The organism is Blastococcus tunisiensis (genome assembly GCF_900112815.1).
Classification (GTDB): Bacteria; Actinomycetota; Actinomycetes; order Mycobacteriales; family Geodermatophilaceae; genus Blastococcus_B; species Blastococcus_B tunisiensis.
This window is the reverse complement of the sequence record NZ_FOND01000008.1, coordinates 168,863-192,813: the sequence shown is the minus strand read 5'-3', so window position 1 is coordinate 192,813 and position 23,951 is coordinate 168,863. Positions and strand designations below refer to the sequence as shown.

Annotated in this window: 20 protein-coding genes; 10 read left to right on the top strand and 10 right to left on the bottom strand. The window is 73.8% G+C overall.

Features of this window, described 5'->3' with window-relative positions; genetic code table 11:
- Positions 1-21: 21 nt before the first annotated feature.
- Positions 22-1,032 carry a matrixin family metalloprotease gene (locus BM142_RS12215; protein WP_254790839.1) on the bottom strand — a complete coding sequence of 337 codons (1,011 nt, stop codon included), beginning with the start codon at positions 1,030-1,032 and terminating at the stop codon, positions 22-24.
- Positions 1,033-1,093: 61 nt separating this feature from the next.
- Positions 1,094-2,551 carry a CCA tRNA nucleotidyltransferase gene (locus BM142_RS12210; RefSeq protein WP_254790838.1) on the bottom strand — a complete coding sequence of 486 codons (1,458 nt, stop codon included), beginning with the start codon at positions 2,549-2,551 and terminating at the stop codon, positions 1,094-1,096.
- A gap of 204 nt (positions 2,552-2,755) precedes the next feature.
- Here BM142_RS12210 and BM142_RS12205 point away from each other — a divergent pair, with 204 nt between their 5' ends.
- From BM142_RS12205 to BM142_RS12165, 9 genes are all read left to right on the top strand, one after another.
- Positions 2,756-3,232 (top strand): NUDIX hydrolase, encoded by a 477-nt coding sequence (locus BM142_RS12205; RefSeq protein WP_092198874.1) that lies wholly within the window; start codon positions 2,756-2,758, stop codon positions 3,230-3,232.
- 75 nt (positions 3,233-3,307) lie between these two features.
- Positions 3,308-5,662 (top strand): DUF6049 family protein, encoded by a 2,355-nt coding sequence (locus BM142_RS12200; RefSeq protein ID WP_092198712.1) that lies wholly within the window; start codon positions 3,308-3,310, stop codon positions 5,660-5,662.
- Positions 5,659-7,716, top strand: a complete 2,058-nt coding sequence (gene murJ / locus BM142_RS12195; protein ID WP_254790836.1) for a murein biosynthesis integral membrane protein MurJ — start codon at positions 5,659-5,661, stop codon at positions 7,714-7,716. The genes BM142_RS12200 and murJ overlap by 4 nt, the downstream gene beginning before the upstream one ends.
- Before the next feature lie 80 nt (positions 7,717-7,796).
- Positions 7,797-9,518, top strand: coding sequence for a hypothetical protein (locus tag BM142_RS12190; RefSeq protein WP_092198868.1), 1,722 nt, complete (start codon positions 7,797-7,799; stop codon positions 9,516-9,518).
- A 139-nt stretch (positions 9,519-9,657) separates the two neighbouring features.
- On the top strand, positions 9,658-10,668 hold the full coding sequence (gene trxB / locus BM142_RS12185; RefSeq protein WP_254790835.1) for a thioredoxin-disulfide reductase: 1,011 nt from the start codon (positions 9,658-9,660) through the stop codon (positions 10,666-10,668).
- An 84-nt stretch (positions 10,669-10,752) separates the two neighbouring features.
- Positions 10,753-11,079 carry a thioredoxin gene (gene trxA / locus BM142_RS12180; protein WP_092198705.1) on the top strand — a complete coding sequence of 109 codons (327 nt, stop codon included), beginning with the start codon at positions 10,753-10,755 and terminating at the stop codon, positions 11,077-11,079.
- Between the two features lie 198 nt (positions 11,080-11,277).
- Positions 11,278-12,447, top strand: coding sequence for an N-acetylmuramoyl-L-alanine amidase (locus BM142_RS12175; RefSeq protein WP_092198865.1), 1,170 nt, complete (start codon positions 11,278-11,280; stop codon positions 12,445-12,447).
- 103 nt (positions 12,448-12,550) lie between these two features.
- The gene (locus BM142_RS12170; RefSeq protein ID WP_254790833.1) at positions 12,551-13,993 is read left to right on the top strand and encodes an aminotransferase-like domain-containing protein; all 1,443 of its coding nucleotides are present in this window, start codon (positions 12,551-12,553) and stop codon (positions 13,991-13,993) included.
- Complete coding sequence (locus BM142_RS12165; RefSeq protein ID WP_092198702.1) at positions 13,990-15,000, top strand: D-alanine--D-alanine ligase family protein; 1,011 nt, start codon at positions 13,990-13,992, stop codon at positions 14,998-15,000. Before BM142_RS12170 ends, BM142_RS12165 begins: the two co-directional genes overlap by 4 nt.
- Positions 15,001-15,091: 91 nt before the next feature.
- Here BM142_RS12165 and BM142_RS12160 read toward each other — a convergent pair whose 3' ends face one another.
- From BM142_RS12160 to rpmH, 8 genes are all read right to left on the bottom strand, one after another.
- The gene (locus BM142_RS12160; protein WP_092198699.1) at positions 15,092-16,165 is read right to left on the bottom strand and encodes a ParB/RepB/Spo0J family partition protein; all 1,074 of its coding nucleotides are present in this window, start codon (positions 16,163-16,165) and stop codon (positions 15,092-15,094) included.
- Positions 16,166-16,193: 28 nt separating this feature from the next.
- Positions 16,194-17,246, bottom strand: a complete 1,053-nt coding sequence (locus tag BM142_RS12155) for a ParA family protein (RefSeq protein WP_092198697.1) — start codon at positions 17,244-17,246, stop codon at positions 16,194-16,196.
- A gap of 118 nt (positions 17,247-17,364) precedes the next feature.
- Positions 17,365-18,048 (bottom strand): 16S rRNA (guanine(527)-N(7))-methyltransferase RsmG, encoded by a 684-nt coding sequence (gene rsmG / locus BM142_RS12150; RefSeq protein WP_092198694.1) that lies wholly within the window; start codon positions 18,046-18,048, stop codon positions 17,365-17,367.
- A gap of 84 nt (positions 18,049-18,132) precedes the next feature.
- Positions 18,133-18,786 (bottom strand): Jag family protein, encoded by a 654-nt coding sequence (locus BM142_RS12145; protein WP_092198691.1) that lies wholly within the window; start codon positions 18,784-18,786, stop codon positions 18,133-18,135.
- A gap of 79 nt (positions 18,787-18,865) precedes the next feature.
- Positions 18,866-19,936: a membrane protein insertase YidC gene (gene yidC / locus BM142_RS12140; protein WP_139228869.1), complete on the bottom strand. Its 1,071-nt coding sequence runs from the start codon at positions 19,934-19,936 to the stop codon at positions 18,866-18,868.
- A complete protein-coding gene (gene yidD, locus BM142_RS12135) occupies positions 19,929-20,300 on the bottom strand; it encodes a membrane protein insertion efficiency factor YidD (RefSeq protein ID WP_254790832.1) in 372 nt (123 codons plus the stop codon). The genes yidC and yidD overlap by 8 nt, the downstream gene beginning before the upstream one ends.
- A complete protein-coding gene (gene rnpA / locus BM142_RS12130; RefSeq protein ID WP_092198685.1) occupies positions 20,297-20,698 on the bottom strand; it encodes a ribonuclease P protein component in 402 nt (133 codons plus the stop codon). The genes yidD and rnpA overlap by 4 nt, the downstream gene beginning before the upstream one ends.
- Position 20,699: 1 nt before the next feature.
- Positions 20,700-20,837, bottom strand: coding sequence for a 50S ribosomal protein L34 (rpmH, locus tag BM142_RS12125; protein WP_040338882.1), 138 nt, complete (start codon positions 20,835-20,837; stop codon positions 20,700-20,702).
- A gap of 672 nt (positions 20,838-21,509) precedes the next feature.
- Between rpmH and dnaA the strand changes: the two genes are divergently transcribed.
- Positions 21,510-23,252, top strand: a complete 1,743-nt coding sequence (gene dnaA / locus BM142_RS12120; RefSeq protein ID WP_139228868.1) for a chromosomal replication initiator protein DnaA — start codon at positions 21,510-21,512, stop codon at positions 23,250-23,252.
- The last annotated feature ends 699 nt before the right edge of the window (positions 23,253-23,951 follow it).

The following is a 23,951-nucleotide window of genomic DNA, read 5'->3' as shown; positions in this document are numbered from 1 at the left end:
CCCGGAAGCACCGGGCCGCGGTCAGAGCTCCCGGACGCACGGCCCCCGCCCCAGGGCGGCCAGGCCGGTGAGGTCGCCGGCGGCGAAGTCCGGGACCTCGCGCCGCGCCTCCGGGTACATGAGCTGCTGCTCGTCCTCGACGTGCCCGAGGCCGACGAGGTGGCCGAGCTCGTGCAGGACGATCGCCCGCGCCGTCGTCGCGCCGTCCCGGAAGGACAGGATCTCCGGCATCCGACCGGCGTCGAGGGACACCGTCCCCGTCACGAAGACCTGCGGACCGTCGCCCAGGGAGACCGCCACGCTCCCGGCCTGGCCGACGGTGTCGCCGACCAGCGCGGGGTTCTGCTCCTCGGTCTCCCAGGCGACGAGCACGGGTGCCCAGCGGTCGCCGTAGGTCTCCGGCTGGAAGACCCGCCGCTCCAGCGTGCCGGGCTCGGCGCTGCCGCCGTCGTGCACGAACCGCAGACCGGTCACCTCCGACAGGCGGGCGAACGCCGCGTGCACGACCTCCTCACCGCCGGGCGGCGCGTTGTCCGGGCGGACCACGTAGTGCACCGGCCGGCACGGGTCGTAGGCCACCGGGGTCACGCCGTCGGCCTGGAGGGCGATGAACCCGTGCGAGCCGCCCTCCGCCGGAGGAGGTGGCGGGGTCCCGAGCGGGGAGCGCGCCGACTCCTGGCCGGCCGTCGGGCGGTCCGGCGGCGACGTCGGTGGCGGAGCGGTCGCCGTCGGCACGGCCGACGGCAGGGCGGCATCGACCGCCGTCCAGGGCCACGAGCCGGGTCCGACCAGGACCGCGGCGCCCAGGATGAGCAGGACGACCGACGGGACGACGACGAGTGCGCGCAGCGCCCGGCGACCCCGCCGGCGGCGAGGTGCGGACGGCGGCAGGCCGGGGCCGCGCCAGGGCATCGGCTCGACGCGCAGCCCGGCGGCCTCGTCCAGCACCCACTGCGGCACGCGGCCGCTCGGCGAGCTCGGCACCGGGCCGGCGCCGCCCAGGGGCTGCTCGGGGTGGTCGGACGGGGACACGCTCCGATTGTCGGCACACGGGCGCGTGTCCTGGAGCCCGGCGCGCTCGGTGCGGCCGGCTTCAGCCCTGCCGATCGGCCCACCAGCGGAGCAGCGCGGACTCCGCCTCCTCCGGCTCGAGCGGACCCCGCTCGAGCCGCAGGTCCTTGAGGAACCGCCAGGCACGCCCTACCTCGGGCCCCGGTCCGATGCCCAGCAACTGCATGATCGCGTTCCCGTCCAGATCCGGCCGCACCCGCGCCAGGTCCTCCTGGGCGGAGAGCTCCCGGATCCGCTGCTCCAGCGAGTCGTAGGTGGCCGACAGCGCCGCGGCCCGCCTGCGGTTCCGGGTGGTGGAGTCCGAGCGGACCAGCTTGTGAAGGCGGGGGAGCAGCTCACCCGCGTCGGTGACGTACCGGCGCACCGCGGAATCGGTCCACTCGCCGGTCCCGTACCCGTGGAACCGCAGGTGCAGGAAGGTCAGCCGGGAGACCGCCTCGATGACGTCCTTCGGGTACCGCAGCGCGGTCAGCCGCTTGCGCACGAGCTTGGCGCCGACCACCTCGTGGTGGTGGAAGGAGACCCGCCCCCGTGGCTCGTGCCGGCGGGTGGCCGGCTTGCCGATGTCGTGCAGCAGGGCGGCCAGGCGCAGCACCAGGTCGGGGGAGCCCGAGTCCGGATCGGCCTTCTCCAGCGCGATCGCCTGGTCCAGCACGGTCAGCGAGTGCGTGTAGACGTCCTTGTGCTGGTGGTGCTCGTCGATCTCCATCCGCAGCGCCGAGAGCTCCGGGAGGACGACGTCGGCCAGGCCGGTCCCGACGAACAGCTCCAGTGCCGCGCGCGGCGCGTCCTGCAGCAGCGTCTTGGACAGCTCCGCCTGCACCCGCTCCGGGGTGATGCGGGACAGCTCGCCCGACATCGCGGTCATCGCCTCGACCACGTCGTCGACCGGCGTCAGCCCCAGCTGCGCGACGAACCGGACCGCCCGCAGCATGCGGAGCGGGTCGTCGGCGAAGGAGTCCGCCGCCGCGCCGGGCGTCCGCAGCCGGCCGGCCAGCAGGTCCCCCAGTCCGCCGAAGGGATCGGTGACCGTCCGGTCGGGCCCCAGGGAGACGGCCATGGCGTTGACCGTGAAGTCGCGCCGGACGAGGTCGTCGACCAGCGACTCGCCCCAGGCGACCTCCGGATTGCGGGATTCCCGGTCGTAGCGGTCGGCGCGGAACGTCGTGATCTCGACGCGCACCCCGAGGATCTCGGCCCCGACCGTGCCGAAGGCGATCCCGGTGTTCCACGTGGAACCGGCCCAGCCCGACAGGAGGCCCAGGATCTGCTCGGGCCGCGCGTCGGTGGTCAGGTCCAGGTCACCGGGTACCCGGCGGCCCCCCGACCCCGCTGCCAGCAGGGAGTCGCGCACCGAGCCGCCCACGAGGTGGATCTCGTGGCCCGCGGCGGCGAAGCGCCGGCCGAGGTCGGCCAGGACGGGGGAGAGGTCGACCAGCTCCCGGACGGTCTCCTGGACCGCCGGGGGGACCGGTGGCACGTCAGGCGGACTCGAGGGGGTGGCGGACACGACCAGCCAGAGTAGTGCGGTGCCGGACCGCCCTCGGCCCCGCGCTCGCTGCGATGCTCACGGGGCTGTCGCCGGCCATACCTCCCGTCCGGCTCCACGCCCCGCTCCGCTCCTCGCTCGTCCCTCGCTGCGATGCTCACCGGGCTGTCGCCGGACTCGCGCTACCCTGCTGACATGGCTGGGACGGGCGGGCGTGGACGCCCCGGCCGCCGGCTCCGCCGGGTCGACGAGACCTCTGCCGGGGGCCTGGTGGTGGCCGACGACGGTGTGACCGGGCCCCGTGCCGCCCTCATCGGCCGCACCGACCGCCGCGGGCGGCTGCTCTGGTCGCTGCCGAAGGGCCACATCGAGGCGGGCGAGACGCCCGAGGACACGGCCGTCCGCGAGGTGGCGGAGGAGACCGGGATCATCGGTGCGGTCGTCGCCCCGCTCGGGATCATCGACTTCTGGTTCGTGGCCGACGGCCGCCGGGTGCACAAGACCGTGCACCACTTCCTGCTCCGGGCCACGGGCGGAGCGCTCTCCGACGCCGACGTCGAGGTGACCGAGGTCGCCTGGGTCCCGCTCGACGAGCTCAGCGGACGCCTGGCCTACGCCGACGAGCGAGCACTGGTCGAGCGCGCACCGGCCCTGCTGGCGGACAGCGCCTGAGCGAGCTTGCGAGGTCCAGATAGCCACCGCGCGGATCCGCGTCACCCGGCCGACGTGCGCCCGCGAGGAGGGTCGATGACGCGGACGGCGCTGTCGCGTGCCGCCGTCGTCCCCGTGCTCGCCACGGCGCTCGGTCTGGTCGCGCTGAGCGGACCGGCGACCGCAGCGGCCGCCCCGGTGACCGGGCACGTGCTCGCCGCGCCAGGGGAGCCGGCCACCGCCGAGGACGAGGCGGTCGACCCCGACCGGCCGGTCAGCATCGAGATCGGCCGGTTCGAGCCGCGCACCATCACCCCGGGCTCCCTGGTCACGGTCACCGGAACCCTGACCAACACCGGGTCGGCGCCGATCACCGATCTCAGCGTGCGGCTGCAACGCGGCGGGGTCCTCACCAGCCGCGACGAGCTCGCCGGCCACCAGCGGGACCCCGACCCCGCGACCGCCGTGCTCGCCCCCTTCCAGGACGTCCCCGGCGAGCTGGCGCCCGGGGACGAGCTGGAGTTCGGCTACACCGTGCCGTCCGAGGAGCTGCAGCTCAGCGCCGACGGCGTCTACCCGGTGCTGCTGAACGTCAACGGGGTCGTCGACGGCCTGGACCAGCGGGTGGGCGAGCTGCCGAGCTACGTCATCCAGCAGCCGACCGCGCCCACCGCGCGCACCGCCGTCGCCTGGCTGTGGCCGATCGTCGAGTCGTCCCACCGGACGGCGGCCGGCGGCTTCCGGGACGACGGGCTGACCGAGTCGATCAGCGCCGGGGGCCGGCTCGACCGCGCCCTCGCGGTCGTCGAGCGCCTCCCCGGAGGAACGACCGAGGACGGCAGCTCCGTCCCGCCGGCACTCCGGGTGGCGCTCGCGGTCGACCCCGCGCTCGTCGAGGAGCTGCAGCTCATGGCCGCGGGGCCCTACGAGGTCGACGGCCGGCCGGGAACCGGCACGGAGGAGGCCGCCTCCTTCCTCGGACGCCTGCGGGACGTGGCCGCGAAGCATCCCGTCGTCGCCCTGCCCTACGGGGACGTCGACGCCGATGCCCTCACCGGTGCCGGCGTACCCGAGGTGCTCACCCGCAGCCTCCCCGGCACCCCGGAGGGCACGGCCCAGGACCCGCCTGGAACGACCGCCGCCGAGGACGGCTCGTCGGCCACCTCCGGCAGCGCGACGCCGTCGGCACCGGCACCGGCACCGGATCCGTCCGGGAACGGGGCCGGAGCGGAGATCATCGCCGACGCCCTCGGCGTGGAGCCGCGCACCGATCTGCTGTGGGCACCGGGCAACTCGCTCCGCCCGGAGACGGTGCCGGTCCTTCAGGACGGCGGCGTCGAGACCGTCGTCGTGGGGTCGGGGGGGCTCTCCGAGGGGGACGACGCGGCCGGGCTCTCCGACCCCACCGCCGCGGCACGGACCACCCTCGCCACGACCGTCGGACCGCTGTCCGCCCTGGTCGCCGACTCGACGCTGAGCGAACTCGCCGGAGCGGCCGAGGAGACGCCGGGTGGGCCGCGGATGGCCGAGCAGCGCTACCTGGCCGAGCTGGCGGCCCTCACCACGCAGGCCGCCGCGGGGAGCGAACAGACCGTCCTGGTGGCCCCTCCGCACGAGGTGGACGCCGGGCCGGAGGGGGCCGGGGCGATGATCGCCGACACCGCCGGCCTGCCGTGGCTGCGCCCCACGACGCTCGCCGAGCTGTCCGCGACCGCACCCGCAGCCGCCGGGGACCTGACCGGGCCGGAGGGCGGCCCCGCCCTCGACCCCGCCGGTCTGGCCGACGTCGTGGCGGCCACGGCGATGCGCGAGCAGCTGGCCGGCGCCGTCGTCGGGGACGTCGCGACCGCCATGCGCAGCTACGACGCGGCGATCTCCCGCGCGGCCTCGGCGACCCGGCGGGACGAACCCGAGGACTTCCGCGACGTGGCGGCGGGGTTGCGGGCGACCCTGGACCGGCTGGACGACCGGGTGACCCTGCTGGCGCCGGCCGACGGGACCTACAGCCTCGGCTCCAGCGACGCACCCCTCGTGCTCACCGTGCAGAACGACCTCCCGATGACCGTCGAGGTGCTGCTCGACGTGCGCACCCGCGGCAGCCGTGGGCTGTCGATCGGCACCGTCGAGCCCCAGACGCTGGCACCGGGGCAGCGCTCGACCATCGAGGTGCCGACGCAGGTGCAGCAGGCCGGTGGGTTCACCGTCCGCGCCCAGCTGACCACCCCCGATGGCACCCCCCTGGGCCGGGAGATCTCCCTGCAGGTCAAGAGCACCGCGTACGGGCTGATCTCGCTGATCATCACCGTCGGCGCCGGAGCGCTGCTCGGGCTGCTCTTCCTGCGCCGGCTGGTCCGCTTCGTGCTGCGGCGGCGTGCGGCCGCCGCTGGGGGGCGCGCCGATCGGCCCGAGGACTCCGCACTGCCGGAGTCCCCCAACCGGAGCCCGGTGTGACCTCCGGCCCCGGGCACGAGCGCCCGGACGCCGAGGAACGCCGGCGCCCCGCCGACCAGGAGCGCGGACACCCCGCCGACGAGCTGCGCGGGCGCCCCGCCGACGAGGTGCGCGCCGGCCGGCCACCGGTGCCGCCGCCGGCACCCTCCCGCCGCACCGGAGGGACGGCGCTGCCGCCACCGCCCTACCGCGCCGCGCCCCCGCCCTCGGCACCGTTCGCGGACCCGGCGTCCGCGGCCCTGACGCCCGCCCCCCCACCGGTGCCGCCGCTGCCGCCCGCCCGGCCGGCCGCACGCCCGGTGCCGCCGCTCCCGCCGCTGCGCAACCGGTGGGTGCCGGCCGCCGACGACAGCCACACCCAGGTCATCACGGTGCTGCCGCCCGTCCCGCGCGGGCCGGCAGCGGAGACCGAGGAGGAGGCCGACCAGCGGGAGGGTGCTGCCGGCGCGGCGGGCGGGATCCTGCGCGCCGCCGGGACGATGGCGGTCGCCACCCTGGTCTCCCGGATCACCGGTCTGCTCCGCACGATGGTGCTCGTCGCCGCGCTCGGGGTGGCGGCCGTCGGCGACGCGTACAACACGGCGAACACGCTGCCGAACATCGTCTACGAGCTGCTGCTCGGCGGGGTCCTCGCCTCCGTCGTCGTCCCGCTGCTGGTGCACGCGCAGGAACGGGACCGGGACGGTGGCACCGCCTACGCCCAGCGGCTGAGCACCATCGCCCTCAGCGGTCTGGTGGTGGTGACGGCGCTCGCCGTGCTCGCCGCGCCCTTGCTGACCCGGCTCTACGGCATCCAGGACGATCCCGAGCAGGTGCAGCTGGCCAACTGGCTGGCGCGGATCCTGCTGATCGAGATCGTCTTCTACGGGGTCGGCGCCCTCGCCCAGGCGATCCTCAACTCCCGGGGGGTCTTCGGGCCGCCCGCCTGGGCGCCGGTGCTGAACAACGTCGTCGTCATCGCGACCGGCCTCCTCTTCCTCGCCGCCAGCGGTCCGGGCGAGCTCACGCCGCTGACCATCACGCCGTTCCAGGTGTGGCTGCTCGGGATCGGCACCACGCTGGGCATCGCGGTGCAGGCGCTGGTGCTGCTGCCCCTGCTGCGCGGGGTGGGCGTGCCGCTGCGGCCCCGGTGGGGGCTGAAGAACACCGGGCTGCGGGAGGCGGGGACCCTCGGCCTGTGGGTCGTCGCCTACTCGGGCATCAGTGCCGTGGGGGTCGCCGTGGCCATCCGCATCGCCAACGAGGCCCGTCGGGAGGGCGGGCTCGGGTCGCTCGCCTTCGCCAACGCGAGCCTCCTGTTCCAGATGCCCTACGGGATCATCGGCGTCGCGCTGCTCACCGCCCTCCTGCCCCGGATGAGCCGGGCCGCCGCGCGGCACGACTCCCCGGCCGTCATCGAGGACCTCTCCCTCGGGACCCGGCTGTCGGCGCTCGGCCTGCTGCCCGTCACGGCCGTCCTCGTCGTGCTGGGTCCCCCGCTCGGCATCCTGGCCTTCGCGCGCGGCGAGACGACGGTGGAGCAGGCCGAGGGGATCGGTACGGCGCTGGCCATCGGTGCCTTCGGGCTGCTGCCGATGGCCGTCACGCTGCTGCAGCTGCGGGTCTTCTACGCGATGAAGGACGCCCGGACGCCGACGCTCATCCAGCTCGGCATGGTCGCCGTCCGCGTGCCGCTGCTGCTGCTCGTCCCGGCGGTCGTCGAACCGGAGCACGTCGTCGCCGGCCTGATGCTCGTCACCGGCGTCACCTACGTGGCCGGCTGGGTCATCGGCGACCTCGCGCTGCGGCGCCGGCTGGGCGGCCTGCAGACCCGCGCGACGTTCGGCCCCCTGCTGCGCATGGCCGCCGTCTCGATCGCCGCCGGCCTCGTGGGCTGGCTTGTCCGGAACGTGACCGACGACCTCGTGGGCACGTCCCCCACAGGGTCGCTCGTGACGGTCCTGGTCGGTACCGTGGTGATCGGCGGCGTGGCCCTCGCAGGTCTTGTGATCGCCCGCGTCCCCGAGATCCGGGAGCCCCTGGCAGCACTCAGGGGACGGAAGGGGCGCGGATGACCGATCCCTCGCGGGACACGTCGCCACCGTCGGAGCGCACGCGCCGGCGGCCGCAGCAGGACAGGGGGTCGACAGTGTCGATGACGTCGACGACCACCGGGCTGCCCGACCGCTACCGGCCCCTGGACCGGATCGGCCCCGACGAGCCGACGCCGACCGGCGCGATCCAGTGCTGGCGCGCCAAGGACCGCGTCCTCAACCGCGACGTCGCCATCCGCGTGCACACCCCCGCCGGCCCGGCCGCGCACGCCTGGATCACCCGGGCCCTCACGGCCGGCGGGCTGGCCACCCCGGCGCTGGCGATGGTCTACGACGCCTCGGAGGGCATCGGGAGTGGGCCGGGGGGCGACATGGTGCCCGGCGGCGCCGCCTACGTCGTCAACGAGTGGATCGACGGCGAGACTCTGGCCGAGCGGCTCACCCGTGGTCCGCTGCCCGACCGCGAGGTCCGGACCGTCCTGCGCCGCCTGGCCGAGGGCGTCGCCGAGGCGCACCGCGTCGGCCTCGCCGTCGGCGGGCTCACCCCCGAGAACGTGGTGCTCCGGCCCAACGGGCTGGTCGGGCTGCGGGCCGTGCCCGCCGCCACCGGCACCATCGACGGTGACATCGCCGCGCTGGGCGCGCTGCTCGAGGCGTGCCTCACCGGGCTGGACCCGGCCCGGCCCGGCGCTCGGCGCCTCACCGGGCCGTCGGACCTGGTGGCACTGGTCCGCCGGGCCCGCTCGAGCGAACCCGGTCAGGGCCTGTCCAGCGTCGCCGCCATGGCCGCGCTGCTCGCCGAGCGCTCCCGTCCGGGGCCGATGTCGGCGGCGGCACGGGCCGAGGAGACCGACAGCGGCTGGCTGCGCCGCCTGCGCGACCGCCGCCCCGACCAGGCCGACCACGCGGTGGACGCGGCACCCCGCCATGCCGACGCGGAGCCGGTCCGCCTCGACCCGCAGACCCTGCCCCCGGTCCCGCCGGTTCGGCCGGGGACCGATCCGGCCGTCGCCCCGGGAGCGGTCGGCGGGGACACCATCGCCGCCGGCTCGGTCGCACCGGCGGCTGGTGCCTACGCCGGCTCGGCGTTCGCCGGCCCCGCGGACCGCGACGACGAGGACTTCGCCGTCCTCGAGGCGGGGAACGCCGACGACGGGCCGTTCGCCGGGGACGAGGAGGAGGACGGTGCCCGACGGCACCGTCTGGTGGTCATCGGCCTGCCCCTGCTCGCCCTGCTCGTGGTGGTGGGTCTCGCCTGGTGGTTCGGCAAGGGTGTGATCTCGGTGGCGGGGGAGGTCGACGAGACCCCGGGCTCCACCCCGTCGGCGAGCGCACCCGCCGGGGGCTCCGCGGAGCCCGGCACGGTCGAGCCCGGCGCAGCCGTGGCGATCGCCGGTGGCGACGTGTTCGACCCGCAGGGCGACGGCGACCCGGACAACCCCGGCAGCGTCGAGCTCGCCTTCGACGGCGACCCCGCGACCGCCTGGTCGACGTACGAGTACCGGGGTTCCCCGGCCTTCGGCAACCTCAAGGACGGCGTCGGTTTGCTGCTCGACCTGGGGTCGGCCCAGGAGCTCGGCGCGGTCACCGTCACCAGCCCGTCGGCCGGCGCCACGTTCGAGATCCGCACGGCCGAGTCCGCGGGCGAGGCCGTGGCCGCCTACGACGTCGCCGCGTCGGGCGAGCTCCAGGGCGAGACCCAGCTCGCGTTCGACGAGCCGGTCACCGCCCGCTACGTGCTGGTCTGGCTCACCGGGCTGGTGCCCAGCGAGGGAGGCTTCGCCGCCGAGATCGCCGAGGTCAGCGTCCAGGCAGCCGGCTGAGCGTTTCCCTCCTCCTGGCGCGCGCGGGTCCGGAGCCGCGCCGCCGGGGTGCACGGGGGGTGCCCCGGCGCGGTGCAGCCACCGGCAAGGGGCAGCGCGGCGGGGAATGCGACCCCTACGATCGGTGGTTGTGCAGCCCGTGACTGATTTCCCGACCCCCGGTCCCGCCGTGACGACGGGCGAGATCGAGGATCCCGTGATCCCGCCCGCCGAGCACGACGGTGTTCGTGACCTGATCATCATCGGGTCCGGCCCGGCTGGTTACACCGCAGCCACGTACGCCGCCCGCGCGAACCTCCACCCGCTGGTGTTCGAGGGTTCCCAGTTCGGCGGTGCGCTCATGACCACCACCGAGGTGGAGAACTTCCCCGGTTTCCCGGAGGGGATCCAGGGGCCGCAGCTGATGGACGACATGCGGACGCAGGCGGAGAAGTTCGGGGCCCAGCTGGAGCCGCGCGACGTCACCGAGGTCGACCTGACCGCCGAGCCCAAGATCGTCAAGGTCGGCAGCGAGGTCTTCCGCGCCCACGCCGTCATCGTGGCCACCGGGTCGAAGTACCGGTACCTCGGGTTGGAGAACGAGCAGCGCCTCCTCGGCCGGGGCGTGTCCGCCTGCGCCACCTGCGACGGCTTCTTCTTCCGCGACCAGGACATCGCCGTGGTCGGCGGCGGCGACTCGGCGATGGAGGAGGCCACCTTCCTCACCCGCTTCGCCAAGAGCGTCACCGTGGTGCACCGGCGCGACGAGCTCCGCGCCTCGAAGATCATGCAGAAGCGCGCGCAGGACAACGCCAAGATCCGCTGGGCGCTGGGCAAGCAGGTCACCGAGGTGCTGGGCGACTCCACCGTCTCGGCGGTCGAGCTGACCGACACCGCCACCGGTGGCACCGAGACGCTGCCGGTCAGCGGCCTGTTCGTCGCGATCGGGCACGACCCGCGCAGCGAGCTGTTCGCCGGGCAGCTCAAGCTCGACGACGAGGGCTACATCCAGGTGGAGCACCCGTCCACCCGCACCAACATCGATGGCGTGTTCGCCTGCGGCGACGTCGTCGACCACATCTACCGGCAGGCCATCACCTCGGCCGGCACCGGCGCCGCTGCGGCGATCGACGCCGAGCGCTGGCTGGCCGACACGTTCGACGAGCGCTGAGGCGCCCGCCCGGGCATACATCCACCCGCCCGTCGGTTGACCCCGACAGGCACTCCAGCAAGCCGAGACAAGGGAGAACGACCCATGGCAGGCAACACCGTCACGGTGACCGACACCAGCTTCGCCAACGAGGTGCTGGGCAGCGACAAGCCCGTGCTCGTGGACTTCTGGGCGGAGTGGTGCGGCCCCTGCAAGATGGTCGCCCCGGTCCTCGAGGAGATCGCCGCCGAGCACGGCGACAAGCTCACGATCGCCAAGCTCAACATCGACGAGAACCCGCAGATCGCCCGCGACTACCAGGTCATGTCGATCCCGACGATGACGGTGTTCCAGGGCGGCAAGCCGGTCAAGAGCATCATCGGCGCCAAGCCCAAGGGCGCGATCCTCAACGACCTCGCCGACTACCTCTGAGCCGCCAGGCCCGGTGACGCCGGGTCACGAACGGGCCCATCCGGGATCGGCCCCACTGCAGACCCCGCCGCGAGCGCGCGAGTGGCGGGGGCAGCGGGGCCCTCGCCGGGTGGGCCCTCCTTCGTCCGGATGCACCCCCGCTGGGCCGGGAACGGCCGGGGGGACGACAATCAGGACACGATGGGAGCCGACAGCCGCATGCAGATCCTCAGGCTCGGGGACCGTGGTGCCGCCGTCGCGGACGTGCAGACGGCGCTACGAAGCCTGGGCCTGCTGCCGGACGTCGACGGCACCGCCGTCCCCCGCCCGCCGCACGCCATGGCCACCCTTCCCGACGTGGCGCTGGACTCGGCGGTCTACGACCAGGCCACCGAGCTGGCCGTCCGGCACTTCCAGCAGGACCGCGGGCTGTCGGTGGACGGGCGGGTCGGCGAGGAGACCTACCGGGCCCTGAACGAGGCCCGCTGGTCGCTGGGGGACCGGCTGCTGCGCTACGACCCGGAGCGACCGGTCCGCGGCGACGACGTCATCACCCTGCAGGAGCGCGTGCACGAGCTCGGCTACGACGCCGGACCGGTGGACGGGGTCTTCGGGCCCGGGACCGAGAGCGGCCTCCGGGCCTTCCAGCGCGACTACGGCCTCACCTCCGACGGCACGTGCGGGCCGGCGACCCTCCGTGCCCTGCGCCAGCTCGGCCGCAAGGTCACCGGCGGGCGGCCGCAGCTCCTCCGGCAGAGCGCCTCCTTCGTCGAGAGCGGGCCGCACCTGATCGGCCGCCGCATCGTGGTCGACCCGGGCCACGGCGGCGAGGACGCCGGCTACACCCAGGGGGAGACCACCGAGTCCGACCTCGTCTTCGACCTGGCCTCGCGCATCGAGGGGCGGCTCGCCGCGGCCGGGGCCGGGGTGTACCTCACGCGCGGCAGGGACCAGAACCCGTCGGCGGCCGAGCGCACCGCCTTCGCCAACGACGCCCGCGCCGACCTGTTCATCGCCCTGCACCTGGACTCGCACGGTTCCGAGCACGCGCGCGGCGTGGCCAGCTACTACTACGGCACCGGTTCCGGCGCCTCCTCCACGGTCGGCGAGCAGTTCGCCAACCTCGCGCGCCGCGAGGTCCTCGCCCGTACCGGCATGCTCGACCTGGGCTCGCACCCCAAGACCTGGGGCACCCTCCGGATGACCCGGATGCCGGCGGTCCGGCTGGACTGCGGCTACCTGTCCCACCCGGTCGACCGGCTGCTCCTGCTGGACGCCCGCGTCCGGAGCGCCGTCGCCTCCGCCGTCCTGGCCGCCGTCCAGCGGCTCTACCTGCCCGCCGAGGCCGACCTCCAGACCGGCACCTTCGTGCTGCCGGAGCGGATCTGACGGTTCCTGGCCGCCTCGTCGTCCGGCGGACGGCCGGTGGTGCAGTCCACTCGGGGCGGGAGGCCCGGTCCCGCTCGGTCGCCACGTCCTTACACTCGTGAAGGTGCCCACCACTCCGCCCGGCCCACCCGCCGGTCCCGGTCAGCCGGGGACGCACCTGACGCACGGTGCGCATCCCCACGTCGTCCCGCGGCATCCGCGGCTGGACCCCCTGGCCGACCGGTACGCAGCACGCACCCACGGCATGAAGTCCTCGGAGATCCGCGCCCTCTTCTCCGTCGTGAGCCGGCCGGAGGTGGTCTCCCTGGCCGGCGGCATGCCCGCGGTCACGGCGCTGCCGCTGGACGCCGTCGGTTCGATGATCGGCGAGCTGGTCTCCGGCATGGGCGCGCAGACCCTGCAGTACGGCTCCGGACAGGGTGACCCGCGGCTGCGCGAGCGGATCTGCGATGTCATGGCCCTGGAGGGCATCACCGACGCCTCACCGAGCGAGGTCGTCGTCACCGTCGGCTCCCAGCAGGCGCTCGACCTCGTCACCCGCGTCTTCGTCGACCCGGGCGACGTGATCCTCGCCGAGGCCCCGTCCTACGTCGGCGCGCTCGGCGTCTTCCAGTCCGCCGAGGCCCGGGTCCGGCACGTCGCGATGGACGACGACGGGCTGATCCCGGAGGCCCTCGAGGAGGCGCTCGTCGCCTGCCGGGCGGCCGGGGACCGGGTCAAGTTCCTGTACACCGTGCCGAACTTCCACAACCCCGCCGGCGTCACGCTGACCGAGCCGCGGCGCGAGGCGATCATGGCCATCGCCGAGCGGCACGACCTGCTCGTCATCGAGGACAACCCGTACGGCCTGCTGGGCTTCGAGCACGAGCCGCTGCGCGCGCTGCGCGCCCGGGACTCCCAGCGGGTCATCTACCTCGGCTCGTTCTCCAAGACCTTCTCCCCGGGCCTGCGGGTGGGCTGGGTGCTCGCCCCGCTCGCCGTCCGGGAGAAGCTGGTCCTGGCCACCGAGGCGCAGGTGCTCTGCCCGCCGTCGCTCACCCAGTACGCCGTCGCCCGGTACCTGGACACCCAGCCCTGGCGGGAGCAGATCAAGCTGTTCACCGAGCTGTACCGCGAGCGCCGGGACGCCACCCTGGAATCGCTCGAGACGCTGATGCCGGCCGGCACCACCTGGACCCGCCCCGACGGCGGCTTCTACGTGTGGCTGAAGCTGCCGCACGGTCTGGACGCCAAGCTCATGCAGCCCCGCGCGGTGAACGCGCTGGTGGCCTACGTACCGGGTATCGGGTTCTACGCCGACGGCAGCGGCCGGGAGTTCATGCGGCTGTCCTACTGCTACCCCGAACCGGACCAGATCCGGGAGGGCGTGCGCCGGCTGGCCCGGGTCATCGAGGCCGAGCTGGACCTGCACTCCACGTTCGACGCCGTGGACACCGGCAGCTTCCGCGCCGTCCGCCCCGCGGCCGGGGCGGACGCCCCGTTCAGCGGCTCCGGCACCATCGTCGGGCCGGCCAACAGCGACACCTACGAGGACGGACGGGCATGACCCATCCCTCAGCCGGACGGCCGACGGCGACGACCCCCGCGTCCGGCGCGGCCGACCACTCCGGCCTGCGCGCGGTCGTCCTCAGCGGTGGCCTGACCTTCGAGCGCGAGGTCAGCCTGTCCTCGGGCACCCAGGTGTGGGAGGAGCTCGTCCGGGCCGGCGTGGACGCCGAGATCCGGGACGCGGACGCCGACCTGCTCCCCGGCCTCGCCGCCTCCCCGACCGACGCGGTGTTCATCGCGCTGCACGGAGCGACGGGGGAGGACGGAGCCCTGCGGGCGGTCCTCGACCTGGCCGGTGTCCCGTACGTGGGCTCCCCGGCCGCCGCTTGCCGGCTCGCGTGGGACAAGCCGGCCGCCAAGTCGGTGGTGCGGGCAGCCGGCGCCGCGACGCCGGACTGGGTGGCGCTGCCGCACAGCACCTTCCGCGAGCTCGGTGCCGGCGCCGTCCTCGATCTGATGGTCGCCCGGCTCGGGCTGCCGCTGATCGTGAAGCCGGCGTCGGGCGGGTCGGCCCTCGGGGTGCAGAAGGTCAGCAACGTCGAGGACCTGCCCGCGGCGATGGTCAGCTGCTTCGCCTACGGCGATTCCGTCATGGTGGAGCGCTACGTCGACGGGGTGGAGCTGGCGATCTCGGTCATCGACCTGGGGGAGGGTCCGCAGGCGCTGCCGGCGGTCGAGATCGTGCCGGCGTCGGGTGTGTTCGACTACACCGCGCGGTACACCCCGGGGCTGACCGAGTACCACGTGCCCGCCCGGGTCTCCGACGCCGTCGCCGCCCGCGCCGCCGAGCTCGCCGTCACGGTGCACCGCGTCCTGGGGCTGGCCGACCTGTCCCGGACCGACGCCATCGTCACGCCGGACGGCGAGGTGCACTTCCTCGAGGTGAACGTGTCGCCGGGACTCACCGAGACCTCGATGTTCCCGATGTCGGTCGAGACCGCCGGCTACGAGCTCGGCGACGTCCTGGCCCAGCTGCTTGCCCGGCGCGCCGGATCGGCGCGCTGACGCCTCCTCCCACCACCCCGATCCGAGCGGCACGAGAAAGGCCGGTTTACGTCAGTGACGTAAACCGGCCTTTCTCGCTGGTGACGGCTGATCAGCCCTCCGGACGGCGCCCGGTGATCTCCGGGGCCATGACGCCGATGATCCGCTGCAAGTCGTCGACGGAGCCGAACTCGACGACGATCTTCCCCTTCGAGCGGCCGATCTGGATCTTGACCTTGGTCTCGAAGCGATCGGAGAGCCGGGAGCCCAGCTCCTCGACACCCGGCGCGCTGATGTTCCGGGTACGGCGCTTGGCCGCCGGGCGCTCTGCCGCGGCCATCGCCACGGCCTCCTCGGTCGCGCGGACCGACATGCCCTCGGCCACGATGCGGGTCGCCAGGGCGTCCTGCGCCTCGGCGTCGGCCAGTCCGAGCAGCGCACGCGCGTGGCCGGCGGAGATGACCCCGGCCGCGACGCGGGTCTGCACCTTCACCGGCAGCTTCATCAGCCGGATGGTGTTGGTGACCTGCGACCGGCTCCGGCCGATCCGGCTGGCCAGCTCCTCGTGGGTCGCGCCGAACTCCTCCAGCAGCTGCTGGTAGGCGGCCGCCTCCTCGAGCGGGTTCAGCTGGACGCGGTGGATGTTCTCCAGGAGCGCATCGCGCAGCATGGCGTCGTCCGTGGTGTCCCGCACGATGGCGGGCACGGTCTCCAGCCCCGCTGCGCGGGCGGCCCGCAGCCGCCGCTCGCCCATGATCAGCTCGTAGCTGGTGCCCTCCCCCGGGAAGCCCACGTTCTCCCGGACGACGATCGGCTGGAGCAGCCCGAACTCCTTGACGCTGTGCGTGAGCTCCTCCAGCGCCTCGTCGTCGAAGACCTGCCGCGGCTGCTTCGGGTTGGGGACCACGGAGGTGACCGCCACCTCGCGAAGCTGCGCGCCGGGGACGCCGAGTGCCCCGTCGTCGTCGGGAGGTGTCACCGGGGCGACGGGCGTGCCGAAGGCCGGGACCGACATGGCGGGCGGAGCGTCCGTCGTGCCGTCCCGCTCGTCGGCGGCCGGCGAGGGCACCAGGGACACCGCCGGAGCTGCGGCCGGTTCCGGTGCGGGGGACGGGCGCTCCGTCTCGGGAGCGCTGGTGGGGATGAGGGCAGCGAGGCCCCGGCCCAGACCGCCACGCTTGCTCATGACCGCTCTCCGCTCACCCGTGGGTTGCTCACTGACTGTCCTGCGCACTGACCGTTGACTGGGCGGTGACCGGGGGAGCACCGTTGGCTCCCGCCAGCCCGGAGCGTTCCAGCGGCGGGAGGTCCACGCCACGCTCGGCGAGCTGCCTGGCCGCCTCGACGTAGCTGGTGGATCCGCGGGAGCCCGGGTCGTAGGTGAGCACGGACTGCCCGTAGCCCGGCGCCTCCGACACGCGGACGTTGCGCGGGATCACGGCGGGGAGCACGAGGTCACCGAAGTGGTTGCGGACCTCGTCGGCGACCTGGTCCGCGAGCTTGGTGCGCCCGTCGTACATGGTGAGCAGGATCGTCCGGACCGAGATGCCGGGGTTCAGGTGCTGGCGGACCAGGTCGATGTTGTTGAGCAGCTGCCCGAGGCCCTCCAGCGCGTAGTACTCGCACTGGATGGGGATGAGCACCTCGTCGCCGGCGACCAGCGCGTTGAGGGTCAACAGCCCGAGCGAGGGCGGGCAGTCGATCAGCACGTAGTGCGGCCGCTGCTCGGGTGGCAGCTCGTGGACGTAGGCCTCGATCGCCCGGCGGAGGCGGTGCTCCCGGGCGACCACGGAGACCAGCTCGATCTCGGCCCCGGCCAGGTCGATCGTGGCCGGCACGCAGAGCAGCTTGGGGCTCGCCGTCGTGGGGTGTACGACCTCACCCAGCGAGTTGTCGCCGACGAGGGCGTCGTACACCGACGGCGTGCCCACGGTGTGCTCGACCCCGAGGGCGGTGCTGGCGTTGCCCTGCGGGTCGAGGTCGATGACCAGGGTCCGCAGCCCGTAGAGGGCCAGGGCCACCCCGAGGTTCACCGTCGACGTGGTCTTGCCGACCCCGCCCTTCTGGTTCGCGATGGTGATGACGCGGATCCGGCTCGGCACCGGGAAGGGATCCTGGTCCGCGGCGTGCAGCACGCGGGTGGCGCGCAGCGCCTCCATCGCGATCGGGCTGTCGAAGTCGGCGGCACCGCCCGAGGACGCCGAGGACGCCGAGGACGACTGGTCGGCCGCGAGACTGCTGCGCAGCCGTTCGCCGGGGTCGGTCATCGCGGGTCCTTCCTGCAGCACTGTTCCACCGTACCGAGCCGTTTCACGTGGAACGGGGTCGTGTGGCTGTACCTGTTCCACGTGGAACAGCGGATCGTGGGGTGCAGCGGGAGCGCCGTCACCGTGCTCCACGCGTCATGACCACCACGGTAGTGGCAGCATCCCCCAGCGCCGCACCGACGGCCCGCGGATGGATGTCCCGCATCCCCGCGGCCTCGAGCTCCGGGACCATCGCCGAGAGGTCGTCGAGCGTGCGGGCGCCGACGAGGGCGACCAACTGGGTGCCCGGGCGCATCAACCCCCGGCACCAGCCGATCAGCCGGGGCAGCGGAGCGACCGCCCGGGCGGTCACCACGTCGACGGGTCCGACGGCCGTGGCCACCGAGCGCTCCTCGGCCCGGCCCCGGACGATCCGCCAGGCGAGTGCGGACCCGGCCACCGCGGAGAGGTCCGCGACGGTCTGGTCGAGGAACTCCACCCGCCGGGCCATCGGCTCCACCAGGGTGAGCGACACGTCCGGCCGGGCCAGCCCCAGCGGGATACCGGGGAGACCAGCGCCCGAACCCACGTCGACCACCCGGGCGCCGGGCGGCACCGCCTCGGCGACCGCGGCGCTGTTGAGGACGTGGCGCTCCCAGAGGCGCGGGACCTCGCGCGGCCCGATCAGGCCACGGAGGACTCCTTCCGACGCCAGCTGCACGACGTAGCGCTCCACCACCGGCAACGCCGGGCCGAAGAGCTCCTCCGCGACCGCGGGCGTGGGCGGTACGCCCCCGTCTCCGACGGACCCCGGATCGCTCATGCCGCCTCCTCGCCAGCGATGGTCGACTGCCTGCGCACGCGCGGCGCTCCCGCTGGTGGACCCGCGAGCCCGCTCACGCGTCCGTCACTTGTCGGGCAGGACCACGACGCGGCGGTTCGGCTCCTCGCCCTCGGACTCGCTGTGCACCCCCGGCACCCCGGCGATCACGTCGTGCACGACCTTGCGCTCGAACGGGTTCATCGGGGACAGCCGCTCCGGCTGGCCGCTGGAGGACACCCGGCGTGCGGTGTCGCCGGCCAGGGCGGTGAGGTCGGCACGGCGCTTGGCGCGGAACTCGCCGATGTCCAGCATCAGCCGGCTGCGCACGCCCGTGGACTGGGCGACAGCCAGCCGCGTGAGCTCCTGGAGCGCCTCCAGCGTGGCGCCGTCAGGGCCGATCAGATCCGTCAGCTTCCCGCCGACGATCGCGACCGACGCGCGATCACCCTCGACGTCGAGGTCGATGTCGCCGTCCTTGTCCAGGATGTCGAGCAGACGCTCCAGGTAGTCACCGGCCACGTCGCCCTCGCGCACGAGGAGGTCCGCACCGTCCTCGTCCGCCTCGTCGTCCTCCTCCGCCCCATTGGCCACGGGGTCGACGACGGCGTCGTCGCTGGCCGCGTCCGCCTGGGGGAGCGCCGGGTCCGCGGACCCCTCGCCCCCGTCGGCCGGGCTCAGGACGGCGTCACTGGTCGCCTCGGCGGTCAACGTGGATTCGGGCTGCTGCGGGACACTCATGGAGTTCCTCCCAGGTCGGTGCGGGCGGCCGGGCGGACCCGGTGGTCGAGGGGGCGTCGGGCGCGACGCCGGTGCGCGGTCAGCGCCGCTTGCGCTTGCCCCGGTTCGGCGGCGACTGGCCTGCCCTGGTCGCACCACCCGGTGACTGCTTGCCCGGCGGCCGGCCGTTGGCCGCGCCGCCGTTCGGCGACGCGGACCCGTCAGCGGCACCGTCGCCGGTGGGCGCATCCGTGGCCGGAGGAGCCACCGGGCGCCCGCCCTTGGGGCGGACCGGCTTCGCCCCGGGCTTGGGGGCGAGCGTCTTCGGGTCGACGGCCGGCTTGTCCCCGGCGGCCTTGGCCTTGGCGGCGTCGGACCCGGGCGGGGGCATCTTGCGCAGGATGAAGAACTGCTGCCCGAGGGTCCACAGGTTGTTGGTGAACCAGTAGAGGAGGACGCCGATCGGGAAGAGGAAGCCGGACACGAACAGACCCGCGGGCATGACGTAGAGCAGGATCTTCTGCACCATCGCGGCCTGGCCCTCGACCGGGCCGGAGCGCTTCATGATCTGCTTCTGCGTGTAGTAGGTCGTGAAGCACATGATCACGATCAGCACGAACGCGACGATGCGGATGTTGGTGTAGGTGACCCCCGCGATGTCGAGGATCGCCGTCTCCTTGGCGCCGCTCATGTTGAACGACGAGGAGATCGGGGCGCCGAACAGCTGGGCGCGCGCCGCCTGGTCGGTCAGCTCGTCGGACCAGCTGTAGAGGCCGGGCTTGTCCGGGGCGAGCCGCCGGAGGACGTGGAACAGCGACAGGAACACCGGGATCTGCGGCAGGATCGGCAGGCAGCCGGCCAGCGGGTTGACCCCGCGCTCCTTCATCAGCGCCTGCTGGGCGACGGCCATGCCCTGCCGGTCGCTGCCGTACTGCTTGCGCAGCTTGGCGAGCTCCGGCTGCAGCTCCTGCATCGCCCGCTGCGACTTGATCTGCTTGACGAACAGCGGGAAAAGGATCAGCCGGATCGTCACGACGAGGAAGACGATCGCGAGGACCCAGGACAACCCGCCGAGCGCGGTCTCCGCGGGAGGGTTGCCGAAGACCGTGTCCCACAGCGAGTGCCACCGCGCCATCACCCAGGAGATGCCGGTGTACAGCCAGTCAAGCAACGGAGGACTCCTCGTTCGCCCGGCGGGGATCCGGCGGGGCGGCTCGGTGGGGACGGCGGGCGGCGGACGGCTCGCTGTCGTCGTCCGGGGACGGCGACGCTGCAGTGCTCGACGAGCGGCTGACCTCTGCGGTTCCGGTCGCCGACCGTCGTGCGGGGACGAAGTCGACGCCGCCGGGATGCCAGGGGGCGCACTTCCCGAGCCGGCGCAGGGCCAGCCAGGTGCCCCTCGCGGCGCCGTGCAGTTCGACGGCCTCCGCGGCGTAGGCGCTGCAGGTGGGATAGAAGCGGCAGCGCGGGGGCAGGGCCGGGCTGATCGCCCGCGAGTAGAAGCGGATGGCCGCGAGGAGGGCGCGCCGCATCATGATCGCCGGGCCTGCTCGCCCAGCAGCCGGTCCAGTCCGGACGACAGGTCCCGGTGCAGCAGTGCGGACGTCGCCGTCCCGGCCTCCGGCCGCGCCCGGACCACGAGATCGGCGGTGGACGGCAGCCGGTGCAGCTCGTCGCGCACCACGGCACGCAGCCGACGGGTCACCCGGTGGCGGACCACCGAGTTGCCGACCGCCTTGCCGACCACGAACCCCACGCGGGCACCCGGGGCGGTCCCCGGACCGGGCGAACCCGCGGACGACGGAGTCACGGCCTGTGCAGGCCGTTCGGAGAGGTAGTGGAGGACCATGGTCGGCCGCCCGGCGCGCCTGCCGGACCGGACGACCGCGGTGAACTCCGGACGCCGGCGCAGGCGTGCCTGCGCGGGCAGCACGTCAGGCGGAGAGCTTCTCGCGACCCTTGCGCCGACGACCGGCGAGGATCGCCCGGCCCGCGCGGGTCCGCATCCGCAGCCGGAAGCCGTGGGTCTTCGACCGTCGGCGGTTGTTCGGCTGGAACGTGCGCTTGCTCACGAGGTACTCCCACTACACGACATCGGCGGTGCAGACCCGCCGGTGGGTGGGCCTGCGCGGGGGCCTGGACGGACGACGATGTGCCGCATCCCGACGACCCCGGAAGCTGGTCACTGCGGAGCGGCTCACCCGCCTTCCCACCTGCACGGCCGTACCGCGCGGGTGCAGGAGGCGGCCGGAACCGTCCACAGACTCCCGTCAGCATAGCCGAGGAAGCGACCGGACCGGAGGCCGGGCGGATCCCGACCGCCGATGATCCCTCCGGCGGGCCGTCCGGCGGTGTCGGCACGCCGCGGTCGACGCGCCGCGGCGGCCCACCCGAGCGTTGCCGGGCTGTGGACGGGGCTGTTAGCGTCACCGTCGCTCCACGTCGGACCCCAGGGTCCGCCGTGCGGGCCGATCCCGTCGGTCAGCCGACCATCGAACCGTCCAGAATTCTGCCCCAACCGGCCCGCGACCTGCAGAGATGCCGATCGGCGCCGGTTCCGGCGCGCGACCCGGCAACAGCTGTCGCCGACCGTGCACAGCCTGTGGACACCGGTGTGGAACACATGCGCCCGCGCATCCACAGCCGAGTGGTCCGGCAGGGGACCGCGGAGGGCGGCACCACCGGGGGACGCCGGAGGACGGACGGGCGACCGGGGTCGACGTCGATGGGGAGGAAGAAGCGGCATGGCCGATGCCACGCTGGACCTGGCGACCGTCTGGGACCAGATCCGCGAGCGGCTGGCGACGAGCCTGTCCCCTCAGCAGAACGCGATGCTCAACCTCACGCGGCCCGTGGGCCTGTTCGAGGACACCGCCGTCCTCGCGGCACCCAACGAGTTCACCCAGACCGTGCTGGAGTCCCGCATGCGGCGGGTGCTCGCCGAAGCGCTGTCGGAGCAGTTCGGCCGCGACATCCGGGTGGCGGTCCAGTTGGAGGACGCCCCGCCGGAGCCCCCGGCCGAGGCGCGCGACGAGGAGCCGACGCGACGCCCCTGGACCGCGGCCGAGGTGCAGCGCGCCGAGGAGGACCGCGCCAGTCGCGACCGCGCGGACGACGGCCGGAGCGCGTTCGGTGTCCGGACCGACGCGGTCGGTTCCGCGCCCTGGGACCGGGACGGTCTCGACGAACGTCCGGCACGGGCCGATTCCGAGGTCCGCGAACTCCGCCCGGCCGACCGGGCGCCGGTCGACCGCGGGGCGCCGGGTGACTGGGCCACCACGTGGGGGAGCCAGCCCAACGGCCGCGACTGGGGCGGATCCGATGACGGTCGCCCCGCCGACGTCCTGCCCTTCGACCTCGCCGGCGGCGGGGACGGCGACGGCGAGCGGGCGGGGCGCGGCGGCGGTGCCGGCCGGGGACGACGGCCGGACGCCGGACGCCCGGCCGGCCTGGACCCGGGGATGAACCCCAAGTACGTCTTCGACAGCTTCGTCATCGGCAACAGCAACCGGTTCGCCCACGCCGCGGCCGTCGCGGTGGCCGAGGCGCCGGCCCGTGCCTACAACCCGCTGTTCATCTACGGCGAGTCCGGCCTGGGCAAGACCCACCTGCTGCACGCCATCGGGCACTACGCGGCGCGGATGTTCCCCAACGTCAAGGTGCGCTACGTCAGCACCGAGGAGTTCACCAACGAGTTCATCAACCTGGTGCACTCCGGCCGGGCCGAGGACTTCCGCCGCCGCTACCGGGACATCGACTTCCTGCTGATCGACGACATCCAGTTCCTGGAGCGCGCCGAGCGGACGCAGGAGGAGTTCTTCCACACCTTCAACACGCTGCACAACGCCAGCAAGCAGATCGTCATCACCTCCGACCGTGCGCCGAAGAAGCTGACGACGCTGGAGGACCGGCTGCGCACCCGCTTCGAGTGGGGCCTGATCACCGACGTCCAGGCGCCGGACCTCGAGACCCGCATCGCGATCCTGCGCAAGAAGGCCTGGGGCGAGCGGCTGCAGGTGCCCGACGCGGTGCTGGAGTTCATCGCCAGCAAGGTGCAGACCAACATCCGCGAGCTCGAGGGCGCGCTGATCCGGGTGACGGCCTTCGCGTCGCTGAACAAGCAGCAGGTGGACCTGCCGCTGGCCGAGCTGGTGCTCAAGGACCTGATCAGCGACGAGCAGGGCCCGCAGATCACGGCGGCCATCATCATGGCGGCGACCGCGGAGTACTTCTCCGTGACGATGGAGGAGCTGCAGGGCTCCAACCGCAGCCGGACGCTGGTGAACGCCCGTCAGATCGCGATGTACCTGTGCCGGGAGCTGACCGAGCTCTCCCTGCCGCGGATCGGTGCCTCGTTCGGCGGCAAGGACCACACCACGGTGATGCACGCAGTCAAGAAGATCACCAACTTGATGAGCGAGCGGCGGGCCACCTACACCCAGGTCACCGAGCTCACCGCCCGGATCAAGAGCCGCGCCCGGCAGTAGAAGGACCCCGTCCTCCCCACCCCGCACAGGCCCGGGCGGTGCCCTCGACGGGGCTGCTCCGGACCGCACCGCCCGGAGGACGACAGAGTCATCGCCCGGGATGGATCGGTCACAGGGCGGCCCGGAGGACCCGCCGAGCCGGGACATGGGCACGGGCTCGACAGTCGGACCCTGCCCACCGGAGTGGGCAGGGTCCGACTGCGCGGCGGAGCACCCCCGTGCCGCTGGGACGGCACCTCGTGACCGCGTGCCTGGTCGGGGACGGCAGGCAGCTGGGGTGGACCGATCGCGGGGGTCCGGAGGACCTCCCGATCGGGACATGGGCAACGGCTCAGCCCAGCCGGGAACGGCACCTGGCCGCGGTGTCGTCCGGAGGACGACGAAGTCATAGCCCGCGGTGCCGTCCGGAGGACGACAGAAGAGTTGTCCTCCGCTTTGTCCACAGCCGTGGACAGAAGTCGACACCGGCGGACCCCTCACCGGACGCGGTAGCTGCCGGTACCCGGCCGGTCACCGTCCTCGACTCGTCGACGAGTTGTCCCCAGGAATGTGCACAGGTTGGGGAGATCTCGTGCCCGCCGGGTCACCGGTGGTCACCGGACCGCCTCCGGCATCGCACCGGCCCGATCACCGTCCGCACCTGGACACGGCACCTGACCTGCAGGTATAGGGGCCGTACGCCTGGCTCGCGCACCGTCC